The sequence below is a fragment of the Rhizobium sp. BK289 genome (assembly GCF_014193575.1).
Taxonomy (GTDB): domain Bacteria; phylum Pseudomonadota; class Alphaproteobacteria; order Rhizobiales; family Rhizobiaceae; genus Rhizobium; species Rhizobium tropici_C.
In genome coordinates this window covers 227,444-244,687 of record NZ_JACHZO010000006.1, presented here as the reverse complement: position 1 = coordinate 244,687, position 17,244 = coordinate 227,444, and the positions used below count along the sequence as shown (strand labels likewise).

General features: G+C 60.7%; 18 protein-coding genes. 7 read left to right on the top strand and 11 right to left on the bottom strand.

The window, feature by feature from the left end:
- Positions 1-34: 34 nt before the first annotated feature.
- A complete protein-coding gene (gene xdhA, locus FHT84_RS14030; protein WP_112340618.1) occupies positions 35-1,501 on the top strand; it encodes a xanthine dehydrogenase small subunit in 1,467 nt (488 codons plus the stop codon).
- Positions 1,502-1,761: 260 nt separating this feature from the next.
- Positions 1,762-4,098: a xanthine dehydrogenase molybdopterin binding subunit gene (gene xdhB, locus FHT84_RS14025; RefSeq protein WP_112340617.1), complete on the top strand. Its 2,337-nt coding sequence runs from the start codon at positions 1,762-1,764 to the stop codon at positions 4,096-4,098.
- A 280-nt stretch (positions 4,099-4,378) separates the two neighbouring features.
- Here the strand turns inward: xdhB and FHT84_RS14020 are convergent, their stop codons facing one another.
- Positions 4,379-4,582, bottom strand: coding sequence for a hypothetical protein (locus FHT84_RS14020; protein ID WP_112340616.1), 204 nt, complete (start codon positions 4,580-4,582; stop codon positions 4,379-4,381).
- Positions 4,583-4,684: 102 nt separating this feature from the next.
- On the opposite strand from FHT84_RS14020, the gene FHT84_RS14015 reads away from it, so the two are divergent.
- Entirely contained in the window at positions 4,685-5,581 is an 897-nt protein-coding gene (locus tag FHT84_RS14015) for a LysR substrate-binding domain-containing protein (RefSeq protein ID WP_113251073.1), read from the top strand.
- 76 nt (positions 5,582-5,657) lie between these two features.
- Here the strand turns inward: FHT84_RS14015 and FHT84_RS14010 are convergent, their stop codons facing one another.
- Positions 5,658-5,993, bottom strand: a complete 336-nt coding sequence (locus tag FHT84_RS14010; RefSeq protein WP_112340614.1) for a hypothetical protein — start codon at positions 5,991-5,993, stop codon at positions 5,658-5,660.
- A gap of 216 nt (positions 5,994-6,209) precedes the next feature.
- On the opposite strand from FHT84_RS14010, the gene puuD reads away from it, so the two are divergent.
- Genes puuD through FHT84_RS13995 form a run of 3 tightly spaced genes read left to right on the top strand, consistent with a single transcriptional unit; the run spans position 6,210 to position 9,939 of the window.
- Positions 6,210-7,448 carry a urate hydroxylase PuuD gene (gene puuD / locus FHT84_RS14005; RefSeq protein WP_112340613.1) on the top strand — a complete coding sequence of 413 codons (1,239 nt, stop codon included), beginning with the start codon at positions 6,210-6,212 and terminating at the stop codon, positions 7,446-7,448.
- A complete protein-coding gene (gene guaD / locus FHT84_RS14000; RefSeq protein ID WP_112340612.1) occupies positions 7,445-8,752 on the top strand; it encodes a guanine deaminase in 1,308 nt (435 codons plus the stop codon). The genes puuD and guaD overlap by 4 nt, the downstream gene beginning before the upstream one ends.
- Before the next feature lie 47 nt (positions 8,753-8,799).
- Positions 8,800-9,939, top strand: a complete 1,140-nt coding sequence (locus FHT84_RS13995) for an alpha-hydroxy acid oxidase (protein ID WP_112340611.1) — start codon at positions 8,800-8,802, stop codon at positions 9,937-9,939.
- Positions 9,940-9,989: 50 nt separating this feature from the next.
- Here the strand turns inward: FHT84_RS13995 and FHT84_RS13990 are convergent, their stop codons facing one another.
- The 8 genes from FHT84_RS13990 to FHT84_RS13955 all read right to left on the bottom strand — a co-directional run bounded on the left by FHT84_RS13990 (position 9,990) and on the right by FHT84_RS13955 (position 15,542).
- Positions 9,990-10,730 carry a metallophosphoesterase family protein gene (locus FHT84_RS13990; RefSeq protein ID WP_112340610.1) on the bottom strand — a complete coding sequence of 247 codons (741 nt, stop codon included), beginning with the start codon at positions 10,728-10,730 and terminating at the stop codon, positions 9,990-9,992.
- Between the two features lie 3 nt (positions 10,731-10,733).
- Entirely contained in the window at positions 10,734-11,090 is a 357-nt protein-coding gene (gene uraH, locus FHT84_RS13985) for a hydroxyisourate hydrolase (protein ID WP_112340609.1), read from the bottom strand.
- Positions 11,087-11,587 (bottom strand): ureidoglycolate lyase, encoded by a 501-nt coding sequence (locus FHT84_RS13980; RefSeq protein ID WP_112340608.1) that lies wholly within the window; start codon positions 11,585-11,587, stop codon positions 11,087-11,089. Before FHT84_RS13980 ends, uraH begins: the two co-directional genes overlap by 4 nt.
- A 7-nt stretch (positions 11,588-11,594) precedes the next feature.
- Entirely contained in the window at positions 11,595-11,957 is a 363-nt protein-coding gene (locus FHT84_RS13975) for a HepT-like ribonuclease domain-containing protein (RefSeq protein WP_112340607.1), read from the bottom strand.
- 60 nt (positions 11,958-12,017) lie between these two features.
- Entirely contained in the window at positions 12,018-12,515 is a 498-nt protein-coding gene (gene uraD / locus FHT84_RS13970) for a 2-oxo-4-hydroxy-4-carboxy-5-ureidoimidazoline decarboxylase (protein WP_112340606.1), read from the bottom strand.
- Between the two features lies 1 nt (position 12,516).
- Positions 12,517-13,440: an allantoinase PuuE gene (gene puuE / locus FHT84_RS13965; protein ID WP_112340605.1), complete on the bottom strand. Its 924-nt coding sequence runs from the start codon at positions 13,438-13,440 to the stop codon at positions 12,517-12,519.
- Between the two features lie 104 nt (positions 13,441-13,544).
- The gene (locus tag FHT84_RS13960) at positions 13,545-14,252 is read right to left on the bottom strand and encodes a DUF1045 domain-containing protein (protein WP_112340604.1); all 708 of its coding nucleotides are present in this window, start codon (positions 14,250-14,252) and stop codon (positions 13,545-13,547) included.
- Positions 14,253-14,357: 105 nt separating this feature from the next.
- Positions 14,358-15,542: an FAD-binding oxidoreductase gene (locus FHT84_RS13955; protein ID WP_183762933.1), complete on the bottom strand. Its 1,185-nt coding sequence runs from the start codon at positions 15,540-15,542 to the stop codon at positions 14,358-14,360.
- Here FHT84_RS13955 and mnmD point away from each other — a divergent pair.
- Positions 15,541-16,275, top strand: coding sequence for a tRNA (5-methylaminomethyl-2-thiouridine)(34)-methyltransferase MnmD (gene mnmD / locus FHT84_RS13950; RefSeq protein WP_112340602.1), 735 nt, complete (start codon positions 15,541-15,543; stop codon positions 16,273-16,275). The two genes, FHT84_RS13955 and mnmD, sit on opposite strands and share 2 nt — an antisense overlap.
- 26 nt (positions 16,276-16,301) lie before the next feature.
- Here mnmD and FHT84_RS13945 read toward each other — a convergent pair whose 3' ends face one another.
- Positions 16,302-17,231 carry an AraC family transcriptional regulator gene (locus tag FHT84_RS13945; protein WP_113251146.1) on the bottom strand — a complete coding sequence of 310 codons (930 nt, stop codon included), beginning with the start codon at positions 17,229-17,231 and terminating at the stop codon, positions 16,302-16,304.
- Between the last annotated feature and the right edge of the window lie 13 nt (positions 17,232-17,244).

Here is a 17,244-nt window from a genome sequence, read left to right as displayed (position 1 = left end):
CGGCCCCGACAAACGAATGATAAACGGGAACGACATGAGCGACAGCATCCGCTTTATCCTCAACGGCGAGGATATCACGCTATCCAGCCTGCGCCCCACCGAGACGCTGCTCGACTTCCTGCGCCTCAAGCGGCGGCTGACAGGAACGAAGGAAGGATGTGCGGAAGGCGACTGCGGCGCCTGCACGGTGCTTGTGGGACGCCTGATCGATGGTGGGCTGCACTATGAATCCGTCAATGCCTGCATCCGCTTCGTCGGCTCGCTTCATGCGACCCATGTCGTTACTGTTGAGCATCTCGCCGCCCGGAACGGCACGCTTCATCCGGTGCAGCAGGCGCTGGTCGATTGCCACGGCTCGCAATGCGGTTTCTGCACGCCGGGTTTCGTCATGTCGCTCTATGGCCTCTGGCTAACGACGGAAAAGCCGAGCCGGGCTCAGATCGAAAAATCGCTGCAGGGCAATCTCTGTCGATGCACGGGCTACGAGCCGATCGTCAAGGCGGCCGAGCAGGTCAGCCAGAAGCGGCCGAGCGCGCTCTTCGATCCTCTCGAAAAGACCAGAGCCGATATCATCGCCCGTCTATGGGCCATGCAGGGCGGCGATACCATCGAGATTTCCGAGGGCGAGGATCGCCTCATCGTGCCCGGCTCCGTCTCGGCACTGGCGCAGGTGCTTGCCGACGAGCCGACGGCAACTGTCGTTGCCGGCTCGACCGATGTCGGCCTATGGGTCACCAAGCAGATGCGCCGGCTGAACCCGGTCGTCTTCATCAATCATCTGACCGATCTGCAGAAGATCGTCGTCGAAGACGCAGGGCTGACCATCGGTGCCGGCGTCACCTACAGTCGCGCCTTTGTTGTGATCGGCGAAAAGATCCCGGCATTCGCCAACCTCATCGACCGCATCGGCGGCGAGCAGGTGCGCAACATGGGCACTATCGGCGGCAATATCGCCAACGGCTCGCCGATCGGCGACACGCCGCCGCCGCTGATCGCGCTCGGTGCAACGGTGACGCTGCGCTCGACTGCCGGCACGCGCAGCTTGCCCTTGGAAGATTTCTTCATCGACTACGGCAAGCAGGATCGCAATCCCGGCGAGTTCGTCGAGAATATCTTCGTACCCTATCCTGCCGAAGATGCGCATTTCGCCGTCTACAAGATCTCCAAGCGCCGCGACGAGGATATTTCGGCCGCCTGCGGCGCCTTCCATCTGTCATTGGATGCTGACGGCAATGTCGAAGATATCCGTATCGCCTTCGGCGGCATGGCCGGCACACCGAAACGCGCCCGCACGGTCGAGGCAGAATTGATCGGCAAGCCCTGGACGGAGGCGACGGTTACCGCCGCACGCGATGCCTTCGACAGCGATTACACGCCGCTGACCGATTGGCGCGCCTCGGCTGAATACCGCCAGCTGACCGCCAAGAACCTTCTCATCCGCTTCTATCTTGAGACATCAGGCGCGCCGCAGGAATTGAAGCGTTTCGAGGTGCTGGCATGATGACGAATTGCGAATTTATTCGACCATATTTCCTGGACACGGCATGGCACCTTTCGCCGGACGACGGCAGCCGCTTCCTTCCCCCTTCTCCCCTCGGAGAGAAGGGGCCCGAAGGGCGGATGAGGGGGTTACGCGGCAAAGAGCAAGCATCCTTTCATCTGGTTTCGGCACATGCATCGCTTTGCGATGCATCCCCCTCATCCGGCCTGCCGGCCACCTTCTCCCCGCTGGGGAGAAGGGAAACCGCGGAGGCCTGAGCCATGGACAAATCCACCTTCGAAGAGCGTAAGGTCATCAACGGTTCGATGCATGGCTCGTTGCGCCATGATTCCGCCCACAAGCATGTCACCGGAGCCGCCGATTATATCGATGACCTTCCCGAACCGGCCGGCCTGCTGCATGGCGCGCTCGGCCTTTCCGACCGTGCTCATGCCGAGATCGCCGGCATCGATCTCTCGGCTGTCAAAGCATATCCGGGCGTCGTCTGGGTCTTCACGGGCGCCGATATTCCCGGCGTCAATGACACCAGCTCCAACGGCATGCATGACGAACCGCTGCTTGCCGAGACCAAGGTCGAATTCCACGGGCAGCCGATCTTCGCCGTCATCGCCGAAACCAGAGATGCCGCCCGGCGTGCCGCCCGCCTCGCCAAGATCGATTATCGTGATCTGCCGCATTGGAGCGATATCGACGGCGCGCTCGTCAATGGCGCACCGCTTGTCTACGAACCGATGACGCTGAAGCGCGGCGAACCCGAAACCGAGATGGCCAACGCCAAGCACCGCATCAAGGCGCAGATGCGCATCGGCGGCCAAGAGCACTTCTATCTCGAAAGCCACATCGCCATGGCGATCCCCGGCGAGGACGACGAAGTCGCCGTCTGGTCGTCGACGCAGCATCCGAGCGAAATCCAGCACATCGTCGGCCATGTCTTGGGGATCCCGTCCAATGCCGTCACCGTCAATGTACGCCGCATGGGCGGCGGCTTCGGCGGCAAGGAAACACAGGGCAACCAGTTCGCAGCGCTCGCCGCCGTCGCCGCCAAGAAGCTTGGCCGCGCCGTCAAATTCCGCCCCGACCGCGACGAGGACATGAGCGCGACCGGCAAGCGACACGACTTCCTCGTGGATTACGAGGTCGGCTTTGACGACGACGGCCGCATCAACGCCGTCGACGCCACCTACGCCGCGCGCTGCGGCTTCTCCTCCGATCTTTCCGGCCCAGTCACCGATCGCGCGTTGTTCCATGCGGATTCCAGCTATTTCTACCCGCATGTGCATTTGGTCTCAAAACCGCTCAAGACGCATACCGTCTCCAACACCGCCTTCCGTGGCTTTGGCGGCCCGCAGGGCATGGTCGGCGGCGAGCGCATGATCGAGGAGATCGCCTATGCGCTGGGCAAGGACCCGCTCGAAATCCGCCGCGCCAATTTCTATGGCCAGCCGGGCTCCGGCCGAACGCTGACCCCCTATCACCAGGAGGTCACCGATAACATCATCAACCGCGTCGTCGACGAGCTCGAACAGACATCCGACTATCAGGCGCGCCGCAGCGCCATCATCGCGTTCAACCGCTCCAGCCGCTTCATCCGCAAGGGCATCGCGCTGACGCCGGTGAAATTCGGCATCTCCTTCACCATGACCGCTTTCAACCAGGCCGGCGCTCTGGTGCACATCTATCAGGATGGCTCCATCCATCTGAACCATGGCGGCACCGAAATGGGCCAGGGCCTCTATACGAAGGTGGCGCAGGTTCTGGCCGACAGCTTCCAGGTCGATATCGACCGGGTGAAGATCACAGCGACAACAACAGGCAAGGTGCCGAATACATCGGCGACGGCCGCCTCATCCGGCTCGGATCTGAACGGCATGGCCGCCTTCGATGCCGCTCGCCAAATCAAGGAAAGGCTCGTCGCCTTCGCTATCGAGAAATGGGATGTGGGCGCGGAAGACGTGCAGTTCCTTCCCAACCGCGTGCGCGTCGGCGAGGTGGAAATTCCCTTCGCGGAGTTCGTCAAGCAGGCCTATTTCGCCCGCGTTCAGCTTTCCGCTGCCGGCTTCTACAAGACGCCGAAGATCCATTGGGATCGCAAGGCCGGCCGCGGCACGCCCTTCTACTATTTCTCCTATGGCGCCGCCTGCTCGGAAGTGTCGATCGATACGCTGACAGGCGAATATCTGATCGACCGCACCGACATCCTTCATGATGTCGGCCGCTCCCTCAACCCGGCGATCGACATCGGCCAGGTCGAAGGCGCTTTCGTACAAGGCATGGGCTGGCTGACGACCGAGGAGCTCTGGTGGGATGCCAAGGGCCGGCTGCGTACGCACGCGCCGTCCACCTACAAAATCCCCCTCGCCTCCGACCGGCCGAAGATCTTCAACGTCCGGCTGGCGGAATGGTCCGAAAATGCGGAGGCGACCATCGGCCGCTCCAAGGCCGTAGGTGAGCCGCCCTTCATGCTCAGCATATCCGTGCTGGAGGCCCTATCGATGGCGGTCGCCAGCGTCGCGGATTACCGCATCTGCCCGCGCCTCGATGCCCCTGCAACGCCGGAGCGCGTGCTGATGGCGGTCGAGGGGCTGAAGGGGATGTAATTGTCCTCCCGCCAAAGGAGGGAGCTACATTTGACGCAGCCCCCTCTGACATCTCCCCCTTGTGGGCAGGGCTATCGCATATGGAGGCGGACGAGCACCATAAGCTCCTCTCCCCTTGGGGAGAAGGGGGCCCGAAGGGTCGGATGAGGGGGTTATCTATTTGAATTCATGAATTTTGGTGGTCTTGGCGGCCACCCCTCATCCGCCTGGCGGCGCCTTCTCCCCGCTGGGGAGAAGGGGGGTGCGCACTCTCCACATATCAACGGTCTCCACTCATGACTTACAGCAGCGACCTATCGTCATAATGCGGCTCGCGCCCATCGAGAAATCCAAGGTCGCGCTTTAGGCGGTCCGGCATGTCGTCGAGATCCAGATGCAGCGAGGGCTCTGCATGCTTGACGAGGGCCTGCGCCAACGATTCCAGAAGACGAGCCAGAATACCGGGCCTTGCGGTTTCTGCTTGTTCCACGACATAGCAATCCATGACAACACCTCAGTCAGATCAGCGATATGAATTGCAGTTTGGCGCGAAAAATGCTGAAATTCCAATCGAACTATCGTCTGGATACATAAAGAGAACTTATCCATGAAGCTCTCAAAGCGCTTCCCGCTGAATGCCTTGCGCGTCTTCGAAGCCGCAGCCCGGCTCGGCAGTTTCACCCGCGCCGGCGAAGAGCTTGGCATGACGCAGACGGCGGTCAGCTATCAGATTAAGTTGCTTGAAGAGACGACGGGCGAGCCTCTATTTCTGCGCCGCCCGCGGCAGATCCTGTTGACCGAGGCCGGGGAACAACTCGCACCGAAAGTCGCGGAAGCCTTTGCTATGCTGCAGGAGGCGATGGCCTCCATCAGCGGCGACGCCGAAACGACGCTGCGCATTCATTCGACACCCACCTTCGCCTCGCAATGGCTGGCTCGTCATGTCGGATCGTTTCAGCTCAAGCATCCGAATATCGCCGTCCGGCTGGACACTTCAGCCTCGCTCATCGACTTCGCCCGGGAGGCCTCCGACATCGCCATCCGTGCCGGGCGTGGCCAGTGGCCGGGACTGCGCGCGCATCTGCTGATGAAGGTCTATTTTACGCCGATGCTGAGTCCAGCGCTCGCTGAGACGGTTGGCGGCATTCACGAGCCGGCAGATCTCCTGAAGCTTCGCATCATCGACGCAGGCGATCCATGGTGGGCCCAATGGTTTAGGGAGGCCGGCGTTCCCGACCCCGGCCTTCAGGGCCGGCCGCGCAGCAGGCTCGGCGCCCAGTCCTTCGAGGCGAGCGCCGCATTGGCCGGCCAGGGTGTCGCTATCCTCACTCCGGAATTCTATGCGGATGATCTGGCTTCTGGCCGACTGATCCAGCCCTTCGATATTCTTTCATCCGACAATACCGACTACTGGATCGCCTACCCCGAAAACAGGCGCCATACGCCGCGCATCCGCGCCTTCCGGGATTGGATCCTCGGCGAATTCGGCATGCCGCTGGAGTAATTCCAGGAAATCCGCGCAGCAGCTATCACTCCAAAACCAGCGGAAATAACGAGATAGCTGCGCCACTTTCCAGTGCTTAGTAAGCCATGTCGGGGGCATAAAAGCAGCGCGGCGTGTTTTCATCCGGGAACAGACAGAGATGATAGGCTCCGTCCGGCGAGCGCATCGTTTTCTGCTGTGGCAGATTAAAGATGTGCGCGTGCGTTACGTAGCGATGGTCGCCGGGATTGAGCGTCACTCGATAGCCGCCAGGCACGATGGTAACGGTGCGCGCCGGGATCATCTCGCAATCACCTGTCTTGCTGTCGCCATTGCAGCAATAAGGGTCGTAAGTCCAGCCGGAGGGCGCCTCATGCGCCAGGGCGAAGGCTGTAGAGAGAAGAAAAAATACGAACGCCAGAATACCTCGCATGGGCAATTCTCCGTCGAAAAAAATAGGTGGCCGCCGCGGACACGGCCCGCTCCAAGCAGCCGAAGGCATTTTATTAAAAAACTGCCACAATCTGATCTAATGCATCCTGGGCGCTAGACAAGGCCGCGGCTTTTTACCGACATATCAAACACCCCTCTTCCATACGCTCTCAACATTTTGCAAGGTGTCGAGTCGGAGGAAGAAAAGGGGAACTGAATGTATGAATACGCCATAGCGTGGGAGTGGCTCGCCTTTGCTGCCCGCTGGTTCCACGTCATAACCGCCATTGCCTGGATCGGTTCGTCCTTCTACTTCATCGCGCTCGATCTCGGGCTGGTGAAGCGCCCGCATCTTCCGCCCGGCGCCTATGGCGAGGAATGGCAGGTCCACGGCGGCGGCTTCTATCATATCCAGAAATATCTCGTCGCCCCCGCGCAGATGCCGGAGCATCTGACCTGGTTCAAATATGAAAGCTATTTCACCTGGCTTTCCGGCTTTCTGATGCTGTGCATCGTCTATTACGGCGGCGCCAATCTCTTCCTCATCGACCGGCATGTGCTCGACGTCAGCGTCCCCGTCGCCATCCTGATCTCGCTTGCCTCGCTTGCCGGCGGCTGGATCGTCTACGATCTGCTCTGTAAATCGCCGCTCGGCAACAATACCTGGGGGCTGATGATCGTGCTCTACGCCGTCCTGGTCTTCATGGCCTGGGGCTATACGCAACTCTTCACCGGCCGCGCCGCCTTCCTGCATCTCGGCGCCTTCACCGCGACGATCATGTCAGCCAACGTCTTCATGATCATCATTCCCAACCAGAAGATCGTCGTCGCCGACCTCATTGCCGGCCGCACACCGGATCCAAAATACGGCCGCATCGCCAAGCAGCGCTCGCTGCACAACAACTATCTGACGCTGCCCGTCATTTTCTTCATGCTATCGAACCACTATCCGCTGGCCTTCGGCACGGCCTATAATTGGGTGATAGCGGCGCTGGTGTTCCTGACGGGCGTCACCATCCGCCACTGGTTCAACACAACGCATGCTCGCAAGGGCCGCCCGACCTGGACCTGGATTGTCACAATCGTCCTCTTCATCATCATCATGTGGCTTTCGACCGTTCCGAAGGTGCTGACCGGCGAGAAGGAAGCCAACGCGATCGCCCCCGCCTTCCAGCAGTTCGCCTCGGACGCCCATTTCCCGGCGGTCAAGCAAATGGTCTCCGCGCGCTGTTCCATGTGCCATGCGGCCGAGCCTGTCTATGAGGGGATTGTGCGTGCGCCGAAAGGCGTAACGCTGGAAAATGACGCGGAAATCGCTATGCATGCCCGGGAGATCTATATCCAGGCCGGCCGCAGCCATGCCATGCCGCCCGGCAACGTCACCGACGTCACACCGGAGGAGCGCAAGCTGCTGGTCGCCTGGTTCGAAAGCTCCATCGGAGAAAAGAGCCAATGACCACCCTTCTGCGCGGCCGCCTGCTTTCCTTCAAGCGCCTGCCGCAAAGCCTCGATGATACCGACAGCTACGTTTATGAAAGCGATGGCGGCCTGCTGATCGAAAACGGCTTGATCGTCGCGACCGGGGCCTATGCCGATATCAAGGCGCACGCCCCGAAAGGCATAACCGAGATCGACCACCGTCCGCATCTCATCCTGCCCGGCTTCATCGACATGCACCTGCATTTCCCGCAGATGCAGGTGATCGCCTCCTACGCCGCCAACCTTCTGGAATGGCTGAACACCTATACATTCCCCGAGGAATGCCGTTTCGTCGAAAGCGCACATGCGGAGCGTATCGCCAAGCATTTCTATGACGAGATGATCCGCCACGGCACGACGACGGCCGTTGCCTATTGTTCGGTCCATAAAACCTCCGCCGACGCCTATTTTGCCGAAGCCATCCGTCGCAACATGCGCATGGTCGGCGGCAAGGTGATGATGGATCGCAACGCCCCGCAGGGCCTCCTTGATACGCCCGAGATGGGCTATGACGAAACCCGTCAGGTGATATCGGACTGGCACGGCAAGGGCCGCAATCACGTTGCCATCACGCCGCGCTTCGCGATCACCTCCACACCGGCGCAGATGGAGGCAACGGCCGCGCTTGCCGGCGAATTTCCGGACCTGCATATCCAGACGCATCTTTCCGAGAATCACGACGAGATCGCCTTTACCTGCGAGCTCTATCCGGACGCGATCGACTACACCGATATCTATGCCCGCTACGGACTGCTCGGCCCCAAGAGCCTGTTCGGCCATGCGATCCACCTTTCCGACCGCGAAGCCGATGCCATGAGCGAGGCCGGTGCGGTTGCGGTGCATTGCCCGACCTCGAACCTCTTCCTCGGCTCCGGCCTCTTCCCGCTGAAGGCGCTCGCTCGTCGCGAGAAGCCCGTTCGCATCGGCGTCGCCACCGATATCGGCGGCGGCTCCAGCTATTCCATGCTGCGCACGATGGACGAGGCCTACAAGATCCAGCAGCTGCTCGGCGAGCGACTGAACCCGCTGGAAAGCTATTATTACATGACGCGCGGCAATGCCGAGTCCCTCTCCCTCGTCGACAAGATCGGCACGCTCGATGCCGGCACTGAAGCCGACCTGATCGTCCTCAACGCGGCCGCGACGCCGGCCATGGCGCTGAAGATGGAGGTGACGAAGAGCCTTACCGAAGAGCTGTTCCTGCTTCAGACCATGGGCGACGACCGGGCGGTCATCGAAACCTATGTTGCTGGAAAGCCGATGAAATCCATCCTGCAATGAGGCAATCCCAACCCACCTCCATATAACCTTCCGGAAGGCAAAGAGCCATGACCGTGCCGCTGACCATCGCCGAATTGAAAACGCTTGCGCAGCGGCGCGTGCCGAAAATGTTCTTCCAATATGCCGATTCCGGCTCCTGGACCGAATCGACCTATCAGGCGAACGAGGCGGATTTCGCCAAGATCAAGCTGCGTCAGCGCGTGCTCGTCGACATGTCCGGTCGGTCGGTCGCAACCACGATGGTCGGTCAGAAGGCCTCCATGCCGGTGGCGCTGGCGCCGACGGGGATGACCGGCATGCAGCACGCCGATGGCGAAATGCTGGCGGCGCGGGCGGCGGAAGAGTTCGGCATCCCCTTCACGCTCTCGACCATGAGCATCTGCTCGATCGAGGACATCGCTTCGGTCACGAAGCAGCCTTTCTGGTTCCAGCTCTATGTGATGAAGGATCGCGATTTCGTCCTGAACCTGATCCATCGCGCCAAGGCGGCAAAATGCGCGGCGCTGGTGCTGACGGCAGACCTGCAGATCCTCGGCCAGCGCCATAACGATATCCGCAACGGATTGTCCGCGCCGCCGAAAATGACGGCAAAAAACCTCTGGCAGATGGCGATGCGACCGGGCTGGTGCATGGGCATGCTGAAGACCAAGCGCCATTCCTTCGGCAATATCATCGGTCATGCCAAGGATATTTCCGACATGACGACGCTGTCGCACTGGACTCATTCGCAGTTCGACCCCAAGCTCTCCTGGAGCGATGTCGCCTGGATCAAGGAGCAATGGGGCGGCCCGCTGATCATCAAGGGCATTCTTGACGTCGAGGATGCGAAGGCGGCCGTCGATACCGGCGCAGACGCCATCATCGTCTCCAATCATGGCGGTCGCCAACTCGACGGCGCCCACTCCTCCATCAGCATGTTGCCGCGGATCGTCGACGCGGTCGGCGACAAGATTGAAGTGCATATGGATGGCGGCATCCGCTCGGGCCAGGACGTGCTCAAAGCCGTCGCACTCGGCGCCAAAGGCACCTACATCGGCCGCCCTTTCCTCTATGGTCTGGGCGCCATGGGCAAGGAAGGCGTAACGCTCGCGCTAGAGATCATCCGCAAGGAGCTGGATATTTCCATGGCACTCTGCGGCAAGCAGGATATCAAGGCGGTGGATCGGTCGATCTTGGCTGACCTTTAAAAGCGCATGCCGTTACCGCAAAACCGCTGCACACTTCTGCGCGACATGCTCTAGCGCAGCCAGCCCGTCGCCAGACCGCTCGCCCACTCCTCGCGACCATTCTGCGCCGCCAGCGTCGCCATCGCCATGTGATCATAAGCCACCTGCCGGAAGACCGGCAGCCAGCTGTTGCCGGTCTTTTCCAAAATAGCGTAAGAGGCGAAGGGGTTTCCCGCTTCCACCTTGTGATGATAAGGCAGGTCATCGTCATAGGCAGGGCAGCCGACGCTGCCGGGATTGACGATCAGGCGGCCATCGCGGAGCCGGACGGCGCGCGGAATATGAGTATGCCCGCACAGGATCAGCGGAAAATCGATGCCGGCGGCAAGTGCCTCGATCTCCTCGATCGGCTTCAGATAGACCTGACCGTCCGAAGAGACGGATTCGAGCCAATAGACATTATCATCGGCTGGTGTCGCGTGGCAAAGATAGGTCTCATCCCGATAAACTGTACTGATGGGCAAGGCGCGCAGCCATTCGAGGTGGCGTTCCGTCAGTTCAGAATGCGCTGCTCGATCTGAAACATGCATCGCCTCGGGCGCCAGTTCGATCAGATATCGATCGTGATTGCCGCGCACCGTCGGCGCATTCAGTTCCAGCAGCATATCGGCCGTCTTGCCCGCCGTAAGCGGCCCGCTGAAGCAATCGCCGAGATTGACGATCTCGGTAATGCCTTGCCTGCGGATATCGGCAAGCACCGCCTCGAGCGCAAGGTGATTGCCGTGGATGTCTGCTATGGCGGCAAATCGCATGCCTCAGCTCCCGCGATAGGTGGAATAACCGTAAGGCGAGATCAGCAGCGGCACGTGGTAATGCGCCGTCGTATCGGCGATACCGAAGCGGATCGGCACGAGATCGAGAAAAGCCGGCTCAGGCAGCTTGGCGCCGCTGGCCCTCAGATAATCTCCGGCCCGAAACAGCAATTCGTAGGTGCCGGCAACGAAGCCGTCGCCGATCAGGATGGGGCCGCCATCCACACGCCCGTCGGCATTGGTCGTTACCGTCTTCAGATGCGTGCGGATATCGCCCTCGATCCTGAAGAGATCGATCACCAGGCCTTCGGCCGGCTTGCCGAGAGCGGTATCGAGTACATGTGTGGTCAGTCCGGTCATAACGTCGGCGCTCCGATGATGTAGGGCGTTTCGAAGAAATATTCCTCCAGATTGTTTCCAGGCCCGTCGCGATCGACAACAAGGAAATCGCTCTGCTCTTCGAGCGCCATTAGCGGGTAATGCCAGGTATTGACCCGATAGTTCACGCCCTGGTCGCCACGTGCCAGGAAGACCTGCGGCTTGCTGGGCCTGCCGCCCTCATCCTGCGCAACGACGACGAGGAACGGCCGGCCTTTCAGCGGCACGAAACACTGACTACCGAAAGGATGGCGCTCCATCATCTCGATGGTGAAAGGAAAGGCACGCGGCTGGCCGCGAAAGAGGTTCAGGATGACCCGCGCACCGTCGCCGATGGCCTCGGCACTGGAGAGCGCATGAAAACGCTCCGTCGTACCGCCATTGATGAACCGCATCGTTGCGGGATCGGCCTCGATCATATCGCCGAAAGGCGCGAACGCGGCCTTCGTCAGTGGAAGAATTTCAAGATGCCGTGTCATTCGATGATCATTCGCCTTCCGCGCGCCAATGGCGAATGGAATCCAGTTGAGAGAACAATTTCGGAAGAGATTTTTGCGCGATGTCCCACAGGTTCGTCACCTCGATGTCGAAATAGCCCTGCGCAATTCTGCTTCTGACGTCGTGCATCTCATGCCAAGGCAACTCCGGATGGTCAACGACAAATTCCGGATATTCCTCTCCAATGCGCGCGGCCGCCTCGCCGATCATCAGGAGTGTCATCCCGACGGCGCGCTGCTTCTCGACATTCTTGAAAAACGCGTCTTGATCAATTCCGCGAAGGAACTGATCTGCCTCGGACACGGCCCGCTGCATGTTATCAAGGTGGGCGATTAGCCGATCCAGGCTCATATGACACAGCCTCAGTTTGTGAAATACTCAATCATGAGCGGCTTGGGAAACAGCGCGCTATCAGCCCTCGGGAAGCATGGCCTGCAGGCGCAGCAATGCGATCTTTTCCACCTGGGCCGTTGCCGTCGCAAATTCCGTATCCCGGTCATTATCGATCCGCGTTTCGAAGGCAGTCAGGATATCCTCCTTGCCGAGTCCCTTGACCGCGATGATGAAGGGAAAGCCGAACTTGCTCACGTAGCCGGCATTGAGTTCGGTGAACCGCGCATGCTCCGCAGGGCTCAGCCGATCGAGCCCCGCGCCGGCCTGCTCCTTGCGGCTGTCTTCCGTCAACTCGCCGGCAATCGCCAGCCGGCCCGCTAGGTCCGGATGAGCCCGCAGCACACCAAGCCGCTCCGTCTCGCTTGCGGCACGGAAGAACCGCGCTAAAGCGGCGTGCACGCCGCCCGAGGTCAGAGGCTCGGAGATAGCACCGGCATCGTAGGCGCGTTCGGCAATGAAGGGAGAATGCTCGAAGACGCCGCCGAAGCGGCCGACAAAATCGGCCCGCGACATCATGTTAGCGCTCTCCCCCGGGCATATGATTCTCATACCAGTGGTGGGCGATCTCGATACGCTTCGGAATCCAGACCTTGTCGTGCTTCTGCACATATTCGATGAACCGCCGCAAAGCCGCAGCGCGGCCGGGGCGGCCGACCAGGCGGCAATGCAGGCCAACCGACATCATCTTCGGGCTGCCATGCTTGCCTTCTTCATAGAGCGTGTCGAAGGCATCCTTGAGATAGATGAAGAACTGGTCGCCGGAATTGAAGCCCTGCGGTGTCGCAAAGCGCATGTCATTGGTCTCAAGCGTATAGGGGATGATCAGAAATGGTTTGCCATTCAAGCCGTCGACCCAGTAGGGCAGATCATCGGCATAGGAATCCGACGAATAGAGAAAGCCGCCCTCCTCCATGACGAGCCGCAGCGTATTGTCCGACGGCTTGCCCTGGTACATGCCGTAGGGCCGCTCGCCGGTCAGTTCGGTGTGCAACCGCACGGCTTCGAGAATGTGCTTACGCTCCAGATCCTCGGAAAAATCCTTGTATTCCAGCCAGCGATAGCCGTGGCTGGCGATCTCCCAGCCTGCTTCCTTCATCGCGGCGACCGCCTCCGGATTGCGTGCCATGGCGAGCGTCACGCCATAGACGGTCGCCTGCACCTTGAGCTCTGTGAACATGCGCCACAGCCGCCAGAAACCGGCACGAGCGCCGTATTCGTAGATCGATTCCATGTTGAGATTGCGCTGGTTCGGCCAGGGTGCCGCACCAACAATCTCGGAGAGCAGGTTTTCGGAAGCCGGATCGCCGTCGAGAATGCAGCTTTCTCCGCCCTCTTCGTAGTTGATCACGAACTGCACCGCGATGCGGGCGTCACCGGGCCATTTTGGATCCGGCGTGTTACGGCCGTAGCCGATGAGATTGCGGGAATAGTTTTCCGACATTGAAGCACCTTCTCTGATCAGCGGACGGTAGCATCCGCACAGCGAAAGTCGAGACGGAAAGTGGGAAAATCACTTTCTCTTCAATGGTGGGCCGCCGCGCTATCCTACGCGATTTTCCGGGCACTGATCTTTCCCATCGGATGCAGCGAATGCACGCGGAAGGGACCGCCGGAACCATCTTCCATCATCAACGCAATATTGGATACGGGAACCGGTGCGGCAAGCACCGGCTCGAAGAAGTCGCGCAATGCCTGCTCCATGCGCTGCAGATCAGCCGGGCCGACGGTACCCGTCAACATCATCTGGAAGCGGAATTCGTCCATCACGTGCGGATGGCCCCAGCGGTGCAGATTGGCGAATTGCGTCGCCGAAAGGCCGTCCGGATCGATCCGCTCGATCTCCGCCTCGGTCAATGGCGCGCGATACTGGTCGAAGGCTTGAACCAGGGATGCCGCCAGGAAATGCATCTGCTGGCTGGGTGTGGACGGAACCAGGCCCAGCGCTCCGCCGAGCCGCGCGACCTCCAGCTGGGGAATTTCAAAAGGCGCGACCGAGCCGGAAAACCGCATGAGGTCACGCAACAGCGCAGCCTCGGACATATCGTCCGCCAGCCGGAAGGGCGCCTTCAGCAAGCCCATGAAACCATAGCGGCGGGGAACGGCGGTATAGAAGGCAATCTCATGAATACCGAGCCCTCGGACCGCAGGCGGCTCGACCATCTCGCCGGAATAGACATTGCGCCCGAGCCAATTCGCCGCCACAAGCGTCAGCGGATCGCTCGCAGACGGTGTGAAGCAGATGGCATAGCGCATAAAATCTCCCTCCAGGGCGCAACATCCAACAGGCCGAACCGGCACCGATGGCCAAGGAGATAGGTGATTTGCGTGACAGATTAACGACCCGAAAGGGGCGTGACTTCACGTTTTATGTGATATGACTGAAATATGACTTGCTAAAGTGAAACTCTGCGGCAATTTGAAACTACAAGCCATATCCGCCGCCTGCCGCACCGCCGCCTCGGCCAGCCGATGCGCCAATCCGAAACTCACCTTGAAGCCGCCCGTCAACGCAATCAACGACCGATGGTCGGGATGCGCACCCACCATGGGATCGCGATCGACCGCCTTCGGCCGCAGGCCGGCCCAGCGTTCCACCACCTCCGCACCGGCCAGCACCGGCGCCATGATGCGCGCTGCCGCCAGAAGATCGTCAAGCTGCCCATCGGTCGACAACGGGTCGTCGAAGTGATTCTCGCTCGTGCTGCCGACCGCGACCAATCCGTCCTCATGCGGAACGATATAGAGGCCATCGCGGAAGATAACCGGAAGGCTGCCGTCGACATCGGCCTTCAGCATGGCCGCCTGCCCCTTCACCGGTTGGCCAAGCGAGGATTTGCGGCCTTCCGTCAACCTGTCGAGAATCGGAAACGACCAATGGCCGGCAGCAAGGATGCAGCGATCGAAGCGGATATCGCCTTCGCTCATGGCCGCCAGTCCTCTGGCTGGATCGATGCTTTCGACGGTCACACCCTCGGCAAGTTGCACGTGCGTGGCTCCGGCAAGATACCTCCGAAGCACATTCAGCAAGGCCCGCGGAGCAACCCGCGCCGCAAGCGTATCGAAGACGAAACCGCTTTCGCCGGCGGCGGGGTCGATCCAGCCTGAAACGGGCGCCGCATCGAGCACATGCCAGTGAAATTCATGTTCATCCTGGCGCCAATGCGTTTCCGCATCTCGGGAATGCCCAAGCGCAATCTGCCTGAGATGCGGCTTCGGCAGCGGGATCAGCCGGCCGGCGCGACGGTAGCCGGCCGAAAGCCCGGTTTCTGCCTCCAATACTGCGATTTCCTCTTCCAGGGAGACGAGCGCATCGAACTGAAACAGCTTCTTGTCAGACCATTTGTTCGGCATGTGCGGCATCAGCGCACCGAGCAGACCGCCGCTCGCCCCTTGCCCGAAATGGCCGGCTTCCACGAGCAGGGCGCGAATGCCGAGACGCTCGGCATGAACGGCCGCCCAAAGGCCCATGATCCCGCCGCCGACGATCAACAGATCGACAGATGATTGACCGACGGGTCGTGTGGGATTATCGGCTCTTTCCATGACAGATCCAGTTTCCGATCGGACTGAGACGTCCGAAACCATTGTGGCAAGCCCGGAGCTCGAATGGCGCGACGGCGATATGCCCTATTCGACGGCTTTTGGCGATCATTTTTATTGCCAGACCGACGGCCGCCTGGAATGCGGGCACGTCTTCCTGGCTGGCAACGGCCTGCCCGCCCGCTGGCAGGGGCGGCAGGATTTCCTCATCGGCGAGCTCGGCTTCGGCACCGGACTGAACTTCTGCGAGACATGGCGCCAGTGGCGGCAGCAGGCAGCCCCGGGCTCACAACTGCACGTCATGTCGTTCGAACTCTATCCCATGAAAGCAGAGGAGATCGACCGCGCGCTGTCGCACTGGCCTGAAATCGATAGGGAGCGCCAGGCTCTTGCCGCAGCATGGCCGAACAACCCGCAGGGTGTCGTGTCGCTGAGGCTAGATGCAAATACGCGCCTCAGCGTCGTCTGCGGCCCGGCTCTCGAAGGCGTCAGTCGCGCCGAACCGGGCTTTGATGCCTGGTATCTCGATGGCTTCGCACCCTCCCGCAACGCCGACATGTGGTCGCCGGAATTGATGCAGGCACTCCATGACAAGACGGCTCCGAACGGCACCTTCGCCACCTATGCAGCAGCCGGTTTCGTAAGGCGAAACCTGCAGGCTGCAGGATTTATCGTGGAGCGGCGCAAGGGCTTCGCCGGCAAGCGCGAAATGCTCTGCGGCGTCAAGCCGGCCTGAGGTCGGAAGACGATTGTCGCGAGCATTCAGGCCAGTTCGCCCAGATGCTGGCGAACCCAATTGGCCTCCTCCGAGGCCGTCCGCCGAAAGTGTCGCTTGAAGTCACGGCTGAACTGCGCGGGGCTGGCATAGCCGACCGATGTAGCGACCTCGGCGATCGTCTTGTCCTGGCGCGCAAGCATCAACCGCGCCTCGTGGAGCCGCATGGCCTTTAGATACTGTATCGGGCTGCTGCCCGTCAGGGCCTTGAAATGGACGTGGTAGGAGGGAATGCTCATGCCCGCCTCATGCGCCAGCGCAGCGACCGAAATCTCCGAACCGTAGGTTTCGCGCAACCGCACCAGGCTTCGCACGATCCTCCCGGATGTGCCCCGCTGCTGCAGGGCCGAGATCATCGCGCCGCCCTGCGGGCCGACGAGCACCCGGTAATGCAGCTCGCGCAAGATGCCTGCCCCAAGAACCGCGAGTTCGACGGGATCACACAGCGCCCGCAGCATACGCAGCACGGCATCCTCGATAACCGGCTCCATTCTGCTCGATACCAGACTTCGCACCTTGCCGGCTTTCGGCTCGGAGCGTCTCATCCCCACTTCCGAGGCGATCTCTACAGCCAGAAGCATATCGAACTCGACGTAAACCGCGAGCAAGGGACGGTCTGGGCTGGCCGAGGATTCCATGCGGAACGGAACGGGTACCGATATCGCCAGATAGTGCTCCTCATCGTAGAGATAGACTTCGCCCTCAAGCATGCCCTGCTTTCGGCCCTGCAGCACGAATACCGCGCCCGGCTTGTAGAGCACGGGAACGTCATGAAGGACCGCTTCGGTTCTAAGAAGGCGCACGCCGGCAAGCCCGGTCGGGTTGTATCCCTGGCGAGGAGCAAGAAGGCCCGCCAGCTCCACCAACTCCCGACGCCTCGACCATTGGTCCTTCTTATTCATAGGATTTGGCAAGATAGTCATAGTTTTC

Coding starts and splice junctions, on each gene's coding strand:
- xdhA (WP_112340618.1), top strand. CDS start 35: ATGAGCGACAGCATCCGCTTTATCCTCAACGGCGAGGATATCACGCTA.
- xdhB (WP_112340617.1), top strand. CDS start 1,762: ATGGACAAATCCACCTTCGAAGAGCGTAAGGTCATCAACGGTTCGATG.
- FHT84_RS14020 (WP_112340616.1), bottom strand. CDS start 4,582: ATGGATTGCTATGTCGTGGAACAAGCAGAAACCGCAAGGCCCGGTATT.
- FHT84_RS14015 (WP_113251073.1), top strand. CDS start 4,685: ATGAAGCTCTCAAAGCGCTTCCCGCTGAATGCCTTGCGCGTCTTCGAA.
- FHT84_RS14010 (WP_112340614.1), bottom strand. CDS start 5,993: ATGCGAGGTATTCTGGCGTTCGTATTTTTTCTTCTCTCTACAGCCTTC.
- puuD (WP_112340613.1), top strand. CDS start 6,210: ATGTATGAATACGCCATAGCGTGGGAGTGGCTCGCCTTTGCTGCCCGC.
- guaD (WP_112340612.1), top strand. CDS start 7,445: ATGACCACCCTTCTGCGCGGCCGCCTGCTTTCCTTCAAGCGCCTGCCG.
- FHT84_RS13995 (WP_112340611.1), top strand. CDS start 8,800: ATGACCGTGCCGCTGACCATCGCCGAATTGAAAACGCTTGCGCAGCGG.
- FHT84_RS13990 (WP_112340610.1), bottom strand. CDS start 10,730: ATGCGATTTGCCGCCATAGCAGACATCCACGGCAATCACCTTGCGCTC.
- uraH (WP_112340609.1), bottom strand. CDS start 11,090: ATGACCGGACTGACCACACATGTACTCGATACCGCTCTCGGCAAGCCG.
- FHT84_RS13980 (WP_112340608.1), bottom strand. CDS start 11,587: ATGACACGGCATCTTGAAATTCTTCCACTGACGAAGGCCGCGTTCGCG.
- FHT84_RS13975 (WP_112340607.1), bottom strand. CDS start 11,957: ATGAGCCTGGATCGGCTAATCGCCCACCTTGATAACATGCAGCGGGCC.
- uraD (WP_112340606.1), bottom strand. CDS start 12,515: ATGATGTCGCGGGCCGATTTTGTCGGCCGCTTCGGCGGCGTCTTCGAG.
- puuE (WP_112340605.1), bottom strand. CDS start 13,440: ATGTCGGAAAACTATTCCCGCAATCTCATCGGCTACGGCCGTAACACG.
- FHT84_RS13960 (WP_112340604.1), bottom strand. CDS start 14,252: ATGCGCTATGCCATCTGCTTCACACCGTCTGCGAGCGATCCGCTGACG.
- mnmD (WP_112340602.1), top strand. CDS start 15,541: ATGACAGATCCAGTTTCCGATCGGACTGAGACGTCCGAAACCATTGTG.
- FHT84_RS13955 (WP_183762933.1), bottom strand. CDS start 15,542: ATGGAAAGAGCCGATAATCCCACACGACCCGTCGGTCAATCATCTGTC.